The sequence below is a fragment of the Floridaenema flaviceps BLCC-F50 genome, assembly GCF_041929275.2.
GTDB lineage: Bacteria > Cyanobacteriota > Cyanobacteriia > Cyanobacteriales > Aerosakkonemataceae > Floridanema > Floridanema flaviceps.
Genome location: NZ_JBHFNR020000001.1, coordinates 3,906,084 through 3,923,868 on the forward strand (window position 1 = coordinate 3,906,084; position 17,785 = coordinate 3,923,868).

The window sequence follows — 17,785 nt, forward strand, 5'->3', positions numbered from 1 at the left end:
GGATTCACCCTAAGTTAATGTTTTTCTTTCTCTTGCATTATTATAGCGGCAATAATCCGATCGCGTCCTTGTTGTTTAGCTTTATAAAGGGCTTGGTCAGCTGTATTAATTAATTCACTGATAGAATTGGTGAGATCGGGAACCATACTCGCTACACCACAACTGAGAGTGACGCGATCGCTAATTAAAGAATTTTCATGTACAATCTGTAAACTTTTGACATTTTCTGTAATTCTATTCGCCACTTTTAAAGCAACTTCAGGATTAGTATTTGGCATAATTACAGCAAATTCTTCTCCGCCATAACGTGCCACCAAATCAGTAGAACGAGTTACTTTGGCGATCGCATTAGCCACTTTTCGCAAACATTCATCACCAGCTTGATGCCCGTATGTATCATTGTATTTTTTAAAATAATCAACATCACAAAGTATCAGAGAAATAACGTTCATTTTTTCTGCCATTAAGCCCCATTCTTGGTGCAAAAATTCATCAAAGCAACGACGATTTGCTACCCCAGTCAGGCCATCCAAATTTACCAACTGTTGCAATTCTAAATTGCGGTAAATCATGCTAGCAATTGCGGAAAGCATCAATGCTGCTATGGGAGAAATAACAGGCAATATCCAGCCACTTAAGAAAGCTAAATAACTGCAAATAATTAAAATTGTTATACACAAAATAATACTAATAACATTAATTGACCATTGTGGTAAAATAGCTTTTTGTTTTTGCTTGCTTGCTCTTAATAACCTCCAACTAGTTCCTCCACCAATTAAAGACCAAAATAAAACCCACAAAGCTTCTATTGATGGGGATAAAACGCGGAAAAAAGGAAACTCGCCCCAAGCGGCGCTGATAATTTGGCTGGTTATATTAGCGTGAATTAATACCCCTGGCATTCGTTTGGGAGTAGTAAATAAACTACTACTGTAAGGAGTGAAGAATAGGTCATTAAAGCTAGTGCCAATATTACCAATTAAAACTATGCGATCGCGAAATGTATCCGGCGGAACTTGGTTATTTAAAACTTCTGTCATTGTGACAGTATTAAAGCTATCTGTTGAGCCTCGATAGTTAAGAATAATTTGATAACCACCGGAATTAGTCCCTGCATAAGGCCCTTCATTTCCGGTAAAAGGAACAACTACAGCTTCACCTAATTGTAAATACTTTTTATTTTTATCTATTAATTGGAGTTTAACTCCTTTTTTTTCTAAATACATCAAAGCCAACTTAGTTCCCAAGCTGAGATGCACTTCCCCACCGCTTCTTACAGATAGCAAGTTCGGCGCACTTTTCCATCAGCATCTAATACTAAATCAGCCATTCCTACCTGTTTTAATTTACTTAAACTTGGCGAGGCAGAAACAGCATTTGCGACTACTTTTTCTACTCCGATTAAGTTAGGTGTAGATTGAAATAATTTTACTAACGTTGAATGTCCAGGTGGTACTGGCAAATCGCGATAAATATCTAAACCTATAGCTTCTGGTTTTTGCGCTTTGACTTTGGTAAGTAATTTCGCTAAAACTGCATCAGAAATCGGCCATTGTCCGACTTTATTAATATCTGACTCATCAATAGTAACAACCACAATACGCGGATCGACTGGTGCCGGGGGGCGAATGGCAAAAAATTGATCGAAAGTAGCCCATTCTAACAGTTGAAAGACCCCTAGATAATTGGCGGCTATCACTAATCCAGCTATACTAGGGGCAGTAATTAATAAACCGCCCCTTTTGGCAATTCGCTTTTTAAGTTTTAGCCACATTGATAGCACCCTAGAATAATAGAGGCTAGTTTAACAATGGTTGGGAGGCGATCGCTTCTAGCCCTACTGATTTTAACAATTGTTCCCACTGACTAACCAAATTAGCATCTGTTGGTTGTAATTTTCTCGCTTGGGCTAAACTAGCTAATGTTTCATACCATATTCCCTTTTTGCCATACAAAGCTGCACGTTCGATCGGTGTGATATTTTGTAGCTGACTTAGTAATGCTGAATCGGGTTCAATGCGCCGAATTCTCCCTTGAATACCGGGGCTATCCGGTCTGAGTCCTTGTTCCCCAATCACTACAAAAGCCCAGCGATAATTCTTGCCCACTTCCAAAGATGGCGCATTTTCTGGAAGTGTAAACTGAAGAATTCCTGCTTTACCAGTCAGGGCAATTTTCGTCTGATAAATATTTTTGTTGTTCTGATCTTCCAAGCTAAAAAATACTTCTTTTGCCGAATTTTCCGGCACGTAAATAAAGAATGTGGGACGACCTGTTACTGTCAACCCATCTCTATTACCAGGCATTAATGGAACTACACATCCGCCTGTGTTTATTACCTCTTGCGGACATCCACTGCCACGAGATGCGCCGCCAGCCGTGTCATCTGGTTTATCGCTTCCTGGTGGGTCAAATGTTACATTACCTGCTAAACGGCTTTGTATAGATTGTGACCCATTTGCGGCAGCGGGTTGGGCTTTGACGCTGGAAACCAGGCTAGGAATTATGATTTGTAGCGAGAGTGCGATCGCAAATAAAGCCAAAGGTTTTCTGTTCATATTACCTCAACATTAAATATATGTTTAGTAGATACTTGCCCATTTATATCAAAGCGCATTTACCACTTTAATGTAAAGCTTTGCAGAGCAACTTTATCAATTATTTAAACTTATCTCCATGTTTATAACCAGTTACCTACGATAATGAAAGGAGCCCAGTAAAATGGGTGATTATACTGAGATTGCTTAAGTAGCTTTAACTGTGCTGTACGCAGCGCTTCCGCTTTACTATTACCCTGAGACAATAATTGATAGAATTCGGTCATTAATTGAGCAGTCGATTCATCTTTGACTGACCAAAGAGTTGCCAAAGTACTACGCGCACCCGATCGCACTGCTACACCTGCTAAACCTAATGCAGCCCGTTTATCACCAGCCGCAGTTTGACAAGCACTTAAAACCAGCAATTCGATCGGACTTACATTACCTTGTTCCCGATACCGCAATAAAGTCTCGAATTCTTTAACTTTAACTTTCTCATCCCAAGTTAAAATAAAAGTCTCTTCTGGATTAGAGCTAAACTGACCATGAGTAGCTAAATGAACTATGGGAAAAGCTGTTCCTGCAATTTCAGATTGTAAATTCTTTTCGGTAAATTCTTGGTTTAAAAATACTTTACTCGGAACTTCTTGGGCAATTTTATTTACTTCAATTTCTACTCCCGGAAGTGCAGAAAAGCCTTGACGAGATTCTGTGATTCCGCCAGTTAAAACTTTGATTTTCTTTTGGCTAAGTGATTGAGGTGCAACCAGAGATAAACCAGGAGCTAGAGCAATATTGTATTTTTCCAATAAATAACTTTTCCCATCATAAAGGGCTGACATTGGTAAATTGCGTAATATTCCATCCTGCACAAATACTAAAGTTTTCACTCCATTAGCCGCTAATTCTGCTTCAGCAGGTTTAATTAACCAATCATAAACTTGTTGCGAAACGCGCAACCTTTCTTCACTAGAAAAGAAGGGATTGAGAGATTCTAATAACTGCACCAGCGTTTTTTCTACTTCAGCTTGCGGCAAATTAGTTGTGTATTGCCGTAAAGGTTTTCCCGGTTGGGAAACAATTACTTCTAAACGATCGGGTAAAATAATTGGATAAATTACTGCCGCTTGCGGATCTAAGCGATCGATCTGCTGCGGTTTAGCATCTAAACAAGCTTCGCGGAAAAAGTTATCTAACTCTGCGATTTGTAAGGATTCAATTACTTCACGAGCTTGTTTCAACTTGTTTTGATCGGGATTAGATTTTAACAATAAACTAACTAACTGACGATAGACAGGTTCAACACTTTCTTGAAAAGAGAATTGAATATCGGGATTAATAGCGACTAAATCAGTTCGCAGAGATTTTAGTGTATTCACAGATTCAGTATAAGCAGAAATAGCACCTGCAACATCACCTCTTCGTTGCAAAATTTCGCCCATTTGGGATTGTAACCGAGCCATAATATCAGCTGCATTTAACTGTTGAGCAATAGTTAAAGCTTGCTTAGTTAAATTTTGCGCTTCTTGTGATTGTTGGGTTTGTTGATATAGTTTTCCTAATTGTCCCAGGGCAAAAGATTCGGCTCGTAAATCTTGAAGTTGGCGCGAGTTTTTAATCGCTGTTGCTAAGACTTGGGCAATGGCTGGCGGATCATACCCCATTTTAATTAAAGTATTAGCAAAATTGACCTGAGCGTAAATACTTTCTCGATTTAGCGGAATCTTTTCTATTTGAAGTTCTATTTCCGGCAATAAATTTTTAGCTGCTTCCAGGTTTTTAGTTTCAACTAAAAGGCTTAATTCGTTGAGTCTCGCTTCCAGTTTTGTCAAAGGATTACTCGCAGTTTCGGCAGCTTTTTGATAATTTACCAAAGCTTCTTGAGGTTTTTTTAAGGCTCTGAGGGTATTTGCCAAACTCAATAAAGTAGTGCTAGTTTCCGCATCAGAATTTAGCTGCTGAGAAATTGCCAAACTTTGATTTAACACTTCTTGAGACCTGGTTAAATCTCCCACAACTTGCAAAGCTACACCTAAACTACGCAATCCCATTGCTTTTAAAGCAGTATTAGGTAAACTTTGCAATTTGGTATTTAATTCTTCTAAATTTTGTTTAGAGCGTCGGTAAAGTCCCAAAGCTTGTAAAGCTTGTGCTTGATTAATTTTGCTACCGATAAATCCGGTTTCATCTCCAGCTTGGGAATAAGCTTTTTCGGCTTGTTGCCAACTACTTAAAGCGGCTTCTGTTTGTCCGGTTGCGAATTGGATATTGCCTTGAGTATTTAAAGTTTGAGCCAGAATATTTGGGCTAGATTGAGCTTGTAAGAGAGTTAAACTTTGGGTAATAGCATCTTTAGCTTGTTGCCATTGTCCTAATTCTTGATAAGCATTAGCCAGGTAATTTAAAGTTAAAGCAAGTTGAGTGCGATCGCTCTCCCCCTGCAACCTGTTCACCGCCTGTTGCCAAACACTCACCGCTTCTGCAAATCTGCCATTAGCAAACAGCCTTCGCCCTTGTTCCAACAAACTCAATTCAGGATAATTTTGCTGATTAAGAGTGATAATTTCTCGTTTAACTTCCCGTTTCGTCAAAGCAAATTTCAAGTGAGATTCAGCTGTTGCGGGAAAAACTACTGTCACCAGAAACAAAGTCAATAAACCCAGCCACACAGTTTTATGAATAGATTTTAATAGCGATCGAATTCTAATCATTACTTTAAAACCCACTGCATTGTGGAAGTTTATACCAAAGATTTTCCGTAGTAGATTGAGTAATCAATTCTACTTTACCATCAGCATTCTTCACCCAACCAGTAGCCTCAATAATAGAGGTGGGGGGGCTTCCGTCTTGGTCAGCCGAACGGTGGGGAGGTAGGGGGATGGGGGGAGATAAGAGGGCTAGATCTCTCCCCATCTCCCCATCTCCCCATCTCCCTTGCTCAAAAGAACGTAAATCACGCCAAACTGTGGCACTTCTGAGGGCTTGGTTGGGATCTTCAGGTAAGCCGCCTCTTCCGGTAATTACGAAGGTGTTGCCTCTAGAAGACCCACAACCTGCGACAATTTGATTACTAAGATCGGTAAAGTTTTCTGGTAATTGAACTAAACCAGCACTAGTATCAACTTCTGGCGTATTAATTTGGACAGTACCGCTTAAATCTGGTGTACCGCCTGTAGCAGTAATATCGCTATTGGGAGTAGTTGCTAAACGATATTGAATGCCAAAAATACCTTGAGCATTAATAGTAACTCTACCGCCTTGACTAGCGACAGAATTAGCAGTAATGTCACTGTTTCCCAAAGCAACTAAACTATTGGTATTAATATTAATATTACCGCCATTTCCGGGGCCGCCTTCTGTACCAGCGGTAGCAGAAATAAAACTATTGTTACGCATTTCTATGATGCGCGATCGCACGGTGAAATTTCCTCCTTCTCCTGATGCAGAAGTTCCTTCTAAACCGCTGTTATTATTCATCAAAACCGAGTTAGCTTCGACAATTAAGTTACCAGCATTTCCCGTGCCTCGCGATCGAATACTGACTCTTCCCCCATCTCTTAAGATTAAGCGATCGGTTTGTATGGTTAAATTTCCCCCTCTACCTAGAGATCCCGGTTCTGTCACCGAAGTAATCGCACTTAAAAGTTGACCATCGGCAGAATTTCCTTGTAATTTGACAAATTCAGATGCTTTAATGATCATATCTCCTCCCTGTCCTTGACCAAAGGAACTAGCTGCTAAAACTGCACCACTGCTAAGGGTTAATTGTCTGGTATTAATCCGCAATTCTCCCGCATCTCCCAAACCTAAACCGCTGGTAAAAATGCCGCCAAAAGCCCTAACAGTTGGTGAAATAGGAATGGGATTGCCGCTACTTATTGCGATCGAATCAGCAGCATTTAAAGTTAAATCTCCGCCTTTTCCTACGCCAAAACTAGAAGTTGTGATCAGACCATTATCTTGGGCTAAAAATCTCCTAGTATTTATCGTTATTTCTCCTGAATTTCCCACCGCATTTACTCCGGTTCCTGTAGCAATAAAAGCGGCACTTAGCTGTAATAAATCTGATGTATTGAGGGTGATATTACCACCCTCACCGCCAAATGTAGAAGCAGCTATATAAGAGCCATTACTCGCCAAAAAGTCAGGCGTATTAATTATGATATCTCCGGCCTTTCCTGACCCAAAGGTTAAGGTAAAAAAGCCATTAATTAGGTCATTAATAGTAACAGTTCCCGTAGAAAACTTGACGACATTTTGTTCATAACCGCCAGTACCAACAATTTCTACAGACTCAGAAGTATTTACTGCTATAACTCCTCCCGGTAAATCACCCAAAGTAAAAGAAGAGAGACGAGAACCTTCGCTAAGACGTAAATTTCTAGCTTGGATTTGGATTTCACCTCCACCTGTTCCACTAGTATCAACTCTGGCATTACCTAATAGTTGAATATCGCCAAAATTTTGGGCGTTTAGATAATTAAAAACAAAACCTTTATTGCTAGTTGTGAAGTTAACATCACCTTGAGTGACACTTCCTAATTCAATTCTTCCTCCTGGTGTAGTTGGGACAAAGTTGCCTTGAGAAAATACAATAGGAATTCCGCCAGCAGTCAGACCTGTTGCCAGAGGATTGGTGCTACCAGAAATTGTGATATCTCCTCCTACTAGCGCCAAAGTTTGCCCTGTTTGGACAGCTAAATTAGAGCCTTGTACTGCAATTTTTCCCGGTGGATTTGACCCAAATTGCAAACCGATCGGCACATTCACAGTTAGCAAAGGCTTGGTATTAGTATTAGTAGCACTAAAAATACTGCCGTCATTAAACTTAATGCTATTTGCCGTACTAGCAATAAATGAACCACCGATATTTAATTGGGCATTTGGGCCAAAAATAATCCCGTATGGATTAATCAAAAATAAGTTGGCTCTGCCATTAGCACGAATTAAGCCATCTATATTCGAGATATTTTTCCCAGTCACGCGACTAAAAATATTTTGAATATCGACGGAGTTATTAAAAAATGCTTCGCCTCCAGTAGGCAGCGAAAATTCTTGGAAGCTGTGGAAAAGATTGCTACCGCTAGTCGTACCGCCCTCAATACGGATAGTATTCCCATTGGGAATCACAATAGTATTATTGGGTAATGTAGCATCGGGAATTACTTGTGCCGACAGGGGATTGTAGGCACTGAGTAATAACACGGAAATAATGCCTAACTGTTTTAAGTTATTCTTCATGTTTTTTTGACCAAGCAGACGAGGAATCGATTTCGTTAGGTTGGTGAACTTATATCTGATTCCCCATAGAGGATTAGCGTTCGCGTAGCGTACCCTTATGCGTATCGCACCCCGTCTGATGATTCCAAGTATCAGTAGGAATTCGATCGGTATTATTACTGATCAATTCTATCTGACCAAATGAATTTATTTTCCAACTAGTAGCCTCAGTAAAAGAGGTGGGGGGATGGGGGGGTAGGGGGGTGGGGGGAGTTGAAGATGCAAATGTCTCCTGTGCCCCTCTGCTCCTCTGCCCCTCTGCCCCTCTGCTTCCCTGCTGAGCAAAAGCACGTAAATCGCGCCAAACTGTCTGACCTCTGAGGGTTTGGTTGGGATCTTCGGGTAAACCGCCTCTTCCGGTAATCACGAAGCTATTACCTGGAGAAGCTGAACAACCAGCGACAATTTGATTACTGATATCGGTAAAGTTTTCTGGTAACTCCACTAAACCAGTACTTGTATCAACTTCGGGAGAGTTAATTTCCACAATGCCGCTGAACTGAGCGCCGAGTTCTGAAGAGGCGGTAATATCACTTTGGGCTGTGAGTTGTGGGCGGAACTGAGTGCCAAAGATGCCTTGTGCGGTGATGTTAACTCTACCGCCTGTACCTTGGACTGCGTTGGCGGTAATGTCGCTATTTTCCAGAGCTACTAAGTTATCAGTATTAATGTTGATGTTGCCACCGTTAGCATTTCCGGCATTAGTGCTGATTTGACTACCACGACGCAAAAGGATGAATGGTGCTTGCAGGTTAATATTCCCACCTTCACCAGAGCGAACGGAAGCATCGATGGTGCCTGTGCTCTCAAGTGCGATCGCAAAAGCGACAACATTAAGAGTACCAGCATTTCCCGTTCCTAAACTGTTTACACCAATAAGTGCGCCATCTCGAACAATCAAGCGGTTTGTAGTCAAACTTAAATTTCCCGCCTCACCTGTGGGATTTAATGGGAACAAACTCGCCAGCAAAGCATCACCAGATGCCGTAAGAATGCCACTAGGAAATGCACCATCTCTAGTTATACCGCTTGCCTCCACCAACTCGGAAGCGTTGATAGTGATTTTTCCTCCTCTTCCCGCATCGACTGTGGAAGCTCCGATCGCGCCACCATCTCGCATAATCAATCGCCTGGTGTTAATTGTCAAGTCGCCAGAGTTACCACTCCCTAGTGTTCCGGTATTAATTTGAGAGCGAGAAACACGACTGGTAATTGCCGTGGAAGTACCAATTATTTGGACTGATTCTGTAGCATTTATGGTCAAATTTCCCCCCTTACCGCTAGCAGGAATTAACCGATTTACGGCAATAAATCCGCTAGCAGAAGATATCGTTCCTCCGTCTTCTAACAGCAAAGAGCCTGTATTAATTTCTATATTTCCGGCTGCTCCCGTGCTGCCAATTGTGTTAGTAGCGAAGCCAGTACTTACTGGACTATCGGCGCGTTCTGTGGTTATAAAAACTGAATCAGTTGCTCTGACATTGATATTTCCGCTGTTACCTGCACCGAAAGTTGAGGTGGAAATTCCTGCTCCATCGCGGATAGTTAGCTTTCCTGTATCTATATTTAAAGAGCCGGAATTTCCCTGACCAAATGTTATGGTAAATGCGCCGGAACTGATAATTTCTGCTGATTCTGAAGCTTTAATAGTAACATTTCCCCCAGTGCCTAAAGTAAATGTCGGGTTGCTGATACTCGCTCCTTCTCGGAGGGTTAACTGTCTGGTATCAAGGGTAATATTCCCACTTTTTCCAGTTAAAGCTGTTCCAGCAAATAAGCCTCCTTGCCTTTCTAAAGGGTTAAGTGTTCCGGTTAAAGCGGCATCAAAAATAATCCGGCGAAATTCAGCAAATCCGCTGCCTGTAAGTTGAATTAAATCAGTGGTGCTAATAGTAATATCTCCTCCGGCACCTGCACCCAAACTTGTAGCACCGATGAAGGATCGATCGCTCAATCTAAATTGATTTGCCCCAATACTTATCCCCCGTCCGTCGAGATTTCCTAGAGTATCGGAAACGAAGGAAGAGCGATCGCGCAAAGTAACATTTCCTCCCCTAACTCGAATCGCACCACCACCTAAACCACTGGCATTAACTGAAGCTATTCCTGATAGTTCAATATTACCAAAATTGCTAATCCCGGAATAATCTAAAGCTATGCCTGTGGCTGTTGGTAGCAAGGTAACTAAACCCGAACTCGCCACACTACCTAACTGAATTTCGCCTTGAAAAGCCGTCAGATTGCCATTATTTAAATTTAAATCTCCGCCAATTAAAGCTAAAGTTTGACCGGGCGAAACTTCTAAACCAACATTAGTAGGAATAGGAATTCGCGGATCTAAAGGTGGCAGAGGAATTAAACTAGTAGCTTGGGATTGATTGGTAATGCTTTGCGGATTAGCACCAAACTGCAAACCAATAGGTACATTAATTGTTAACAAAGATGGTGCTGTCGGATTAACAGCACTAAATTGGGTGCCATCTAAAAACCGAATACTACTCGCAGTAGAACCAATAAATGAACCACCAATATTTAATTGAGCATTTGGGCTAAATATAATGCCGTTGGGGTTAATTAAAAACAAATTAGCCCTGCCATTTGCGCGAATTAACCCATCAATATTCGAGATATTTTGCCCGGTAACTCGACTGAAAATATTCTGAATATTTTGGGCATTGTTGAAAAATGCCTCGCCCCCTGTAGGGACAGAAAATTCTCTAAAGCTATGAAATAAATTACTTCCAGCTGTACTCCCGCCTTCAATGCGGAAACTGTTTCCTTGGGGAATGACAACACTATTGTTAGGTAGTGTAGCATCGGGAATTACTTGTGCTGACAGGGGATTGTGAGCGCTCAGCAATAGTAGGAAAATAGTGCCTAGTTTTGTTAAGTAATTATTCATAGTTTTGTTAAGCAAACGAGGGGATCTTTTTTTATTAATTGGGTGAATTGCCAATTAGATAATTCCCCATTAATGATTAGCGATCGCGTAGCCCACCCTATAGCCCAGTCGGGCATTCCAGAAAAGGCATATCGCACCCCGTCTCAATTATTCCAACTTAGCGATCGCAATTCCAACCGTTGAATTAGCTACCGTCAATTGAATAAACAAACTTCCTTAAAAAGACCTACCTTAAGATAGTTTTTTTATTATAAGCAATTAACCCAACGCTTGAGCAAGGTCATTGATTAAATCATTGGGATGTTCTAAACCAATAGATAAGCGTAATAAATTTTCCGGTGTTTTTGTGCCTTTTCCTTCGATCGAGGCGCGATGTTCAATTAAACTTTCCACACCACCCAAACTAGTAGCCCTAGTAAAAATTTTTACCTTAGCAGCCACAGTAAAAGCTTTTTCCTTTCCCCCTTTCACCTGACAGGAAATCATTCCGCCAAACAGTTGCATTTGTTTTAAGGCAATTTCATGCCCAAAATGATGTTTTAAACCAGGATAATAAACTTGTTCTACTTGGGGATGATTAGTTAAAAATTCTGCCACTTTTAAAGCATTTTCGGAATGGGCACGCATTCGATAAGGTAAAGTTTGAATTCCCCGCATAACTAACCAACAATCAAAGGGCGCAGCTACCGCACCACCAACTTTTTGAATCTTTCTAATTTTCTGAAAAAACTCATTTTCCGTTTTACTAATAACTACACCTCCCAAAACATCACTATGTCCACCGAGATATTTAGTAGTAGCATGAACCACCAAATCCGCACCTAAATTCAAAGGAGTTTGCCCCATAGGAGAAGCCCAAGTATTATCACAAACACATAAAGCATTTGTTTGATGAGCAATTTCCGCGATTTGGCGAATATCGGTAATTTTTAGTAAAGGATTGGAAGGAGTTTCGATCCAAATTAATTTAGTGTTTGGTTGAATTGCTTCGGCAACTAAATTAGGATTAGTTAAATCGGTGAAAGTTACTGCTAATCCCCAAGGTGCTAAAATATCTTTTAACAGCAAAGATGTACCGGAATAAATATCATTTGGGGCGATGACATGATCGCCGGGAGAAAGGGCTTGAAATCCGCTCATTGTCGCCGCAGAACCGGAAGCAAAAGCCGCTGCAACTGCTCCATTTTCTAACTGCGAAACACATTTTTCTAAAGCTTCTCGATTGGGATTATTGCTGCGAATATAATCATAACCTTGGGGATAAGTTCCATCTGACGATCGCTCAAATGTAGTTGAAAGATAAATTGGTGTGACTACTGCGCCTGTAGCTGGGTCTGTTTGATGTCCGGCGTGAACTGCTAAAGTTTCAATGTGCATGATGATTTGTGCTGAATAATTGAAAATAGTTAAGATAGGAAAAGTTAGTCTCCTGATTTAACGTTACATCTCGATTATTTCATCTCTTAGCAAAAATTTCCTGGTTTCAAATGTTACTAACATTGTGGAGGTGATTCTAATGACTCTAGAAAGAAGTATAGCAGCAAGTTTTAGCATGGATGAGGCAACTTGGGAGCGTCACGCTAATCCTTGGAGTGTGTGGACACGCTTTTCTGTTTTACCTTTGCTAATTTTAGCAATTTGGAGTCGGGTTTGGTTGGGTTGGTGGTGTTTAATTCCCGTTACAATTGTTATTGGTTGGATGTGGTTAAATCCACGCATTTTTCCTAAACCTAGTTCGACAAATAATTGGGCTTCTAAAGCGGTTTTGGGTGAACGAGTTTGGTTAAACCGGGATAATGTTCCAGTACCTAAACATCATCAAAGAATTCCTAATATTCTCAGTGCTGTTTCTACGTCGGGAGTGATTTTTTTGATTTGGGGGTTGGCTCATTTGAATATTTGGCCTACTTTATTAGGAGTGACTTTGGTTTATTTGGGAAAATTGTGGTTTATCGATCGCATGGTTTGGCTTTATGAGGATATGAAGGATGTACAACCAGAGTATCATAATTGGTTGTATTAACGACTGAAGTCGTTACAACGAACCTGAAACGGAGTTTTTTAACTATTACCAATTAGAATGAAAGCTGCCCAATAATAAGGGTGTTTTAAGCGTTCCATATTTTGTGAGGCAAAGTTGCTGGGAGTGGCTGGTTGGATGGGTAATTGTTGTTGTTTGACTGATGGTTGATAGGTTCCAGTAATTAAGGCAATTTGCGATCGTCTTAAAGCCTCTGCTTTGCTAATATTTCCTGTCTTTAATGTGTGATAAAATGTGTCCATTAAGGCTTGGGTTCCGCCATCGGAAACAGCCCACAATGAGGAAATAGAGGCTAAAGCACCTGCTAATTGCATTTGATAACCAAAACCTAAAATTTCTTCGCCATTTCCTAATTTTCCTCCCACCGCAGTTTCGCAAGCACTCAACACTACTAAATCTACATTAGAAAGTGACCAAGTTTCAACATCTCTTAGAGTGACAAATTCGCCATTTCCAAATAAGATAAATGAGTCTTCTGGCGAACCTGTTAAAAAGGCGGCGTGAGTGGCTAAATGGACGATGTTATATTCATTTAACCGAGGAATTACTGTTTCGGGACTAAACTCGTTATCTAATAATTGAGTAGTATTAGGAACCGTAGCTGCTAAATTTTTTACTTCCCGTGCAGCAAAGGGTAATCCTGAAAAAGCTAATTGTCGATTTCCCGCCTTTACTGTGTAATTTCCTTGGCTAAAAGCTGCTGCTAAAACTCGTGGATTAGGTTTAGGTACAACATTAAAGTTACTCAAACTTGCGGCGGTGATATTGCTGATTTGATAGCGCTGAACTAACCATTGTTTTCCGTCAAAAAGGGCGGCTAAAGGAATATAACGTAATTGTCCATCTGGGGCGTAAAGAATGGTTTTGGTTTCGGCTTGAACAAGTTGAGTTTCTATTGGTTTGATTAACCAATCATAAAACTGTTTGGCTAAGATTTTAGGATCTACTTCTGGGTTTTGCAGTGCGCCGCGAAACTCGACAAGTGCTTGATTTAATTGTGTACGTTTAACAGGAACTGAACGCCGAATTGGGGGAGAATAGCCTGTGACTAATACTAATTCTATGCGCTCGTTTAAAATGAGCGGATAAAGAATTGCTGTTGATTGGGGTAATTGTTGTAAGGAACGTTGTAAGCGATTTAAATTCGGTAAATCTAGGTTTTGATTTTTAGATGTGCGACTCAGTTCTTGGGATAGGCTAACTATTTCCGGGGAACGAATGAACTCGTTAAAATCGGCGCGAATTTGTTGTTGAATTTTCTCTAATTCAGCTATTCTTTGTTGTTGTTCTGGCGTTCTTTGATTGTCTGGAATGTTGCGTAATTGTGCAAGTTCTTTACCCAGTTTTACGGCTTGGTTATACTTTTCTGTAATCTGTTGTTCTTGAGATAATAAATCAACACCTTTGGCTGTTTGTTCATTTCCGCGCACGTTTCGCAAGTAATCATTTAATTCTTGTACTTTGAGTAAGTCTAAAATTTGTTGTGCTTCGAGAATTCTATCTTGTTTCAGCAATAAATTGGCTAAGTTGCGATAGGTGTCAGTAATTGTGTTGGTAAATGCTTGTTGTTGTGCGATCGCTAATACTTTTAAATCTTTGCGAATTGCTTCTATAATATTAACCGCTTGTTTGTAAAAAACAATTGCTAATGTCGGTTGATTTTGTTGTTCTAATACATAGCCAATATTGCTTAAGGTAATACTTTCGCTGCTTTTTTCGCCTACTTCTTGGAAAATAATTAATGCTTTTTGTAAGTTTTCTAAGGATTGAGGATATTGTTTTAATTTAAATTTAACGTTGGCGATACTGTTGAAATTTCGCCCTTCTCCAGCTTTGTCGCCTACTTCTTGACGCATGGATAATGATTGCGATAAAAGTTTTTCTGCTTGGGAATATTCTCCTAAGTCTGCGTAGATACTACCTATATTTTCTAATGTGTTAGCTTCGGCTGCTTTGTCGCTGATTTGTTGAGAAATAGCTAAGGCTTGGCGATAATATTCTAAGGCTTGATTATACTGTTTTTGTTGTTCGTAAATATTGCCGATCGCATCTAAATTCTTCCCTTCCCCCGCTTTATCCCCAATTTCCTGACGTATAGTTAAAGCTTGTTGCAAAAATTTTAATGCTTCGGGATATTGTCCTAAATTAAAGTAAACTCCACCCAGATTATTTAAGGAATTTCCTAAACCCGATCTATCACCAATTTGCTGTCTGATTGTTAAGGCTTCTTGATAGGATTTCAAGGCTTGAGGATATTTTCCCTGACTATATAAGATTCCGCCAATGTTATCTAAAGTATTGCCTATTTGGGGGCGATCGCCAATTTCTTGAGCAATTTTTAAAGATTGTTGGTAAGTTGCTAAAGCTTGTTCATAATTTCCCTGATTTTCATAAATAATTCCCATACCATTTAAGGTACTACCAACACTAGCTTTATCACCTATTTCCCGCAAAATTGGCAAAGCTTGTTGATAAAATTCTAAAGCCTTTTCATTCTCACCTAACTGACGATAAACTAAAGCCAGATTGCTCACAATTCGCCCAATACCTGCTCGATCTTTAAGCGTTTTACGAATTGATAAAGCTTGTTCATAGTAATTAATTGCTTTTGGATATTCCCCTAAACTAAAATATACGCCGCCAATATTATTAAGAGTACGTCCTTCATCTCGTTTATCTCCCACTTGCTGCCGAATTATCAAAGCTTGCTGATATAATTCTAAAGCTTGATTATAGTCACCTTGCGCCGCATAAACAGCAGCAATATTGTGTAATGCTTCTCCTTCAATTGCAGGTTTTTTAATTTGTTTGGCAATAGCTAAACTCTGTTGATGGAATTCTAAAGCTTTGGGATATTCACCTAACAAGCGATAAACTAAACCAAGATTATTTAAAGTTTCCCCAATCCCAGTTTTATCATTAATTCGTTTCCGAATTGATAAAGCTTGTTGTAAAACATCTAAAGCTTGATTATATTCGCTTAAACTTGTATAAACTTCGCCTATATTATCAAGAGTTTCAGCAATACCAGCTTGATTATTTACTTTTTTTTGCAGTTGCAAAACCTGTTGGTAAGTTTGTAAAGCCGTTGAAAATTGACCTGTTTGATATTGTTCGATCGCTTGTTGAAATAATCGATTTACTTCAGTTTGTTGCGCTTGTACTAAATGATTTGTTGTTAAAGGTAGTACAACCAAGAGAATTACAGTTAAAAAACTATTGGAAAAAGCTTTTTTTATCTGCATGGGAACTCTTGCAAAATATAGAAAATCTCTAGTATTCATCTGTGTTTATCTGTGGATATCTGTGGTAAAAAACAAGACTTTGGACTTTTGCAAGCAGTTTAATGATAACTTCAACTTCCGGGCGATCGCCAAATTTTAATCCAATGAAACGATGAATTATCGAGATGTTCAGCGGAAATAAGTGTTCTTCCGTCTGGACTAAGTGCGATCGGTGCATTTGCATCTGGTAAATAAAACCTCCGTCCAGTTTGCAAATTCCACATATAAACAGTGCGAGTAGCTGCATATCTACTAGCACTGATATAAATTTGCCCATTAGGATCAAAAGTTCTAGAAAGACAAAGATGAGTTCCATTCGTGGAAGGATCGGATAAAGCGCGGATAAATTCTCCTGTTTCTAAATTCCAAAGTCTAACTTTACCATCCCACCATTCAGCAGCTAAAGCTGTACCATCTGGGCTAACAGTCACACATTGTACTATACCACCTGCGCTATTTTCCTCCCTAATAATTTCAAATTTTCGTAGTAGTTTTCCAGTGACTACATCCCACACTTGCACCTCATATTTAGGGTGATGAAAAACTACAATTTGACCGTTAGGAGTGAAATTAAAAGCTCCGTCTCCTACTTTGAGAAACTTGATTGGTTTTCCAGTTGACAAATTCCATAAATGAAGATGTTTTTTCTCTTTTTCTTCCAGACTATAGCCAGCTAAAATTTGACCATTATGACTAATTTCACTAGCAATTCCTGATATCGTAGTTTTGAGTTTACCTGTGGGAAGATGCCAAATTTTAATTGTTTCGCCATCTCCAGTTACTAAGGTTTGACCATCACGACTAATTAAAACTGAAGTAACTGAATCTGGATGTGTACCAATGGTTTTTTGTACTTCTCCAGTTTTTAAGTTCCATAGATGAATTTCACCTTTAGTATTCCCAGTAACAAAATTTTGCCCATCAGGAGTAATAGCTAATCCTATAACTCCTGCTTTATCAGTTGTTTTAATGCTTTTGGCTAAAGTAAAGTTGACCAGAGAGTAGGGCAAATTAACATTAGTTTGCGATGCCATTTGCCAAAAACTATTAATAGGAATTCCTAAATTAAAGCCTGATTTCACATCAATTGTTTGCCCAGTATCGGGATTAATTATTGATTCTCCTTCTGCCCTGCCGTGAATAGCAATTACGCGCCCTTCGTCATCCAAAACAGGCCCGCCACTCATTCCAGAACGGGTAATATTTGTGTAAACTAAAGCATAGCCATCTTCTAAAGGTTTTAATGGACGACCGGAAACTTTTCCTTGAGTAACTTGATAAATTCTTTCAGTAATTGCTCTTCCCGGATGAGGCCAACCAGAAGTATAAACTGTTGCCCCTTCTTTGATTCGATCGGAGTTACCTAACAGGGCTATGCGATATTTTTCAGTGCTAGTAAATTGCACCATTGCTAAGTCCATTCCGGGGAATTTTTTCACGTTACGATAGTCTAATTTATATTGTTTTCCATCAGGAGTAATTATTTCATATTGGTCTTGGGTAGCAACAACGTGCTTGGCAGTTAAGACATAGTAAGTATCGTTTTTGTGAGAAACTATTACGCCCGATCCGGGATTTTGCCCGTTAATAACTACTGTGATTTCTTTAGCAATGGCTGATATTGTTTGTTCGTTTGATGTTTGCGGTGCGGTAACTTGTGACTGTGTTATTACTATTGTCGCACCAATTATTACTGCTGATAATCCATTAAAAAAGTTTGGTTTCATCCTGTTTAATT

Annotated in this window: 11 protein-coding genes; 2 read left to right on the forward strand and 9 right to left on the reverse strand. The window is 39.7% G+C overall.

Annotation, left to right across the window (positions count from 1 at the left end; translation table 11 throughout):
• Positions 1-14: 14 nt before the first annotated feature.
• From ACE1CI_RS18895 to ACE1CI_RS18920, 6 genes are all read right to left on the reverse strand, one after another.
• Positions 15-1,286, reverse strand: a complete 1,272-nt coding sequence (locus tag ACE1CI_RS18895; protein ID WP_496615568.1) for a diguanylate cyclase domain-containing protein — start codon at positions 1,284-1,286, stop codon at positions 15-17.
• On the reverse strand, positions 1,274-1,774 hold the full coding sequence (locus tag ACE1CI_RS18900; RefSeq protein ID WP_496615570.1) for a CHASE2 domain-containing protein: 501 nt from the start codon (positions 1,772-1,774) through the stop codon (positions 1,274-1,276). The genes ACE1CI_RS18895 and ACE1CI_RS18900 overlap by 13 nt, the downstream gene beginning before the upstream one ends.
• Positions 1,775-1,799: 25 nt before the next feature.
• Positions 1,800-2,558, reverse strand: coding sequence for a DUF928 domain-containing protein (locus ACE1CI_RS18905; protein WP_413263062.1), 759 nt, complete (start codon positions 2,556-2,558; stop codon positions 1,800-1,802).
• 122 nt (positions 2,559-2,680) lie between these two features.
• Entirely contained in the window at positions 2,681-5,251 is a 2,571-nt protein-coding gene (locus tag ACE1CI_RS18910; RefSeq protein ID WP_413263063.1) for a CHAT domain-containing protein, read from the reverse strand.
• Positions 5,252-5,255: 4 nt separating this feature from the next.
• Positions 5,256-7,781, reverse strand: a complete 2,526-nt coding sequence (locus tag ACE1CI_RS18915; protein ID WP_413263064.1) for a two-partner secretion domain-containing protein — start codon at positions 7,779-7,781, stop codon at positions 5,256-5,258.
• Positions 7,782-7,854: 73 nt separating this feature from the next.
• Complete coding sequence (locus ACE1CI_RS18920) at positions 7,855-10,722, reverse strand: two-partner secretion domain-containing protein (RefSeq protein ID WP_413263065.1); 2,868 nt, start codon at positions 10,720-10,722, stop codon at positions 7,855-7,857.
• 42 nt (positions 10,723-10,764) lie between these two features.
• On the opposite strand from ACE1CI_RS18920, the gene ACE1CI_RS18925 reads away from it, so the two are divergent.
• Positions 10,765-10,905, forward strand: coding sequence for a hypothetical protein (locus ACE1CI_RS18925; protein WP_413263066.1), 141 nt, complete (start codon positions 10,765-10,767; stop codon positions 10,903-10,905).
• 75 nt (positions 10,906-10,980) lie between these two features.
• Here the strand turns inward: ACE1CI_RS18925 and ACE1CI_RS18930 are convergent, their stop codons facing one another.
• Positions 10,981-12,099 (reverse strand): trans-sulfuration enzyme family protein, encoded by a 1,119-nt coding sequence (locus ACE1CI_RS18930; RefSeq protein WP_413263067.1) that lies wholly within the window; start codon positions 12,097-12,099, stop codon positions 10,981-10,983.
• A gap of 139 nt (positions 12,100-12,238) precedes the next feature.
• Here ACE1CI_RS18930 and ACE1CI_RS18935 point away from each other — a divergent pair, with 139 nt between their 5' ends.
• Complete coding sequence (locus ACE1CI_RS18935; RefSeq protein WP_496615571.1) at positions 12,239-12,745, forward strand: DUF6653 family protein; 507 nt, start codon at positions 12,239-12,241, stop codon at positions 12,743-12,745.
• 38 nt (positions 12,746-12,783) lie between these two features.
• On the opposite strand, the gene ACE1CI_RS18940 is transcribed toward ACE1CI_RS18935, so the two are convergent.
• Both ACE1CI_RS18940 and ACE1CI_RS18945 read right to left on the reverse strand, forming a co-directional pair.
• Positions 12,784-16,008, reverse strand: coding sequence for a CHAT domain-containing protein (locus tag ACE1CI_RS18940; protein WP_413263069.1), 3,225 nt, complete (start codon positions 16,006-16,008; stop codon positions 12,784-12,786).
• Positions 16,009-16,118: 110 nt separating this feature from the next.
• On the reverse strand, positions 16,119-17,774 hold the full coding sequence (locus ACE1CI_RS18945) for a trypsin-like peptidase domain-containing protein (protein ID WP_413263070.1): 1,656 nt from the start codon (positions 17,772-17,774) through the stop codon (positions 16,119-16,121).
• Between the last annotated feature and the right edge of the window lie 11 nt (positions 17,775-17,785).

What these genes read in the sequence shown, in the direction of transcription:
- ACE1CI_RS18945 (WP_413263070.1), bottom strand. Translation starts at nt 17,774, where the DNA reads ATGAAACCAAACTTTTTTAATGGATTATCAGCAGTAATAATTGGTGCG.
- ACE1CI_RS18930 (WP_413263067.1), bottom strand. Translation starts at nt 12,099, where the DNA reads ATGCACATTGAAACTTTAGCAGTTCACGCCGGACATCAAACAGACCCA.
- ACE1CI_RS18940 (WP_413263069.1), bottom strand. Translation starts at nt 16,008, where the DNA reads ATGCAGATAAAAAAAGCTTTTTCCAATAGTTTTTTAACTGTAATTCTC.
- ACE1CI_RS18910 (WP_413263063.1), bottom strand. Translation starts at nt 5,251, where the DNA reads ATGATTAGAATTCGATCGCTATTAAAATCTATTCATAAAACTGTGTGG.
- ACE1CI_RS18935 (WP_496615571.1), top strand. Translation starts at nt 12,239, where the DNA reads ATGACTCTAGAAAGAAGTATAGCAGCAAGTTTTAGCATGGATGAGGCA.
- ACE1CI_RS18905 (WP_413263062.1), bottom strand. Translation starts at nt 2,558, where the DNA reads ATGAACAGAAAACCTTTGGCTTTATTTGCGATCGCACTCTCGCTACAA.
- ACE1CI_RS18900 (WP_496615570.1), bottom strand. Translation starts at nt 1,774, where the DNA reads ATGTGGCTAAAACTTAAAAAGCGAATTGCCAAAAGGGGCGGTTTATTA.
- ACE1CI_RS18915 (WP_413263064.1), bottom strand. Translation starts at nt 7,781, where the DNA reads ATGAAGAATAACTTAAAACAGTTAGGCATTATTTCCGTGTTATTACTC.
- ACE1CI_RS18920 (WP_413263065.1), bottom strand. Translation starts at nt 10,722, where the DNA reads ATGAATAATTACTTAACAAAACTAGGCACTATTTTCCTACTATTGCTG.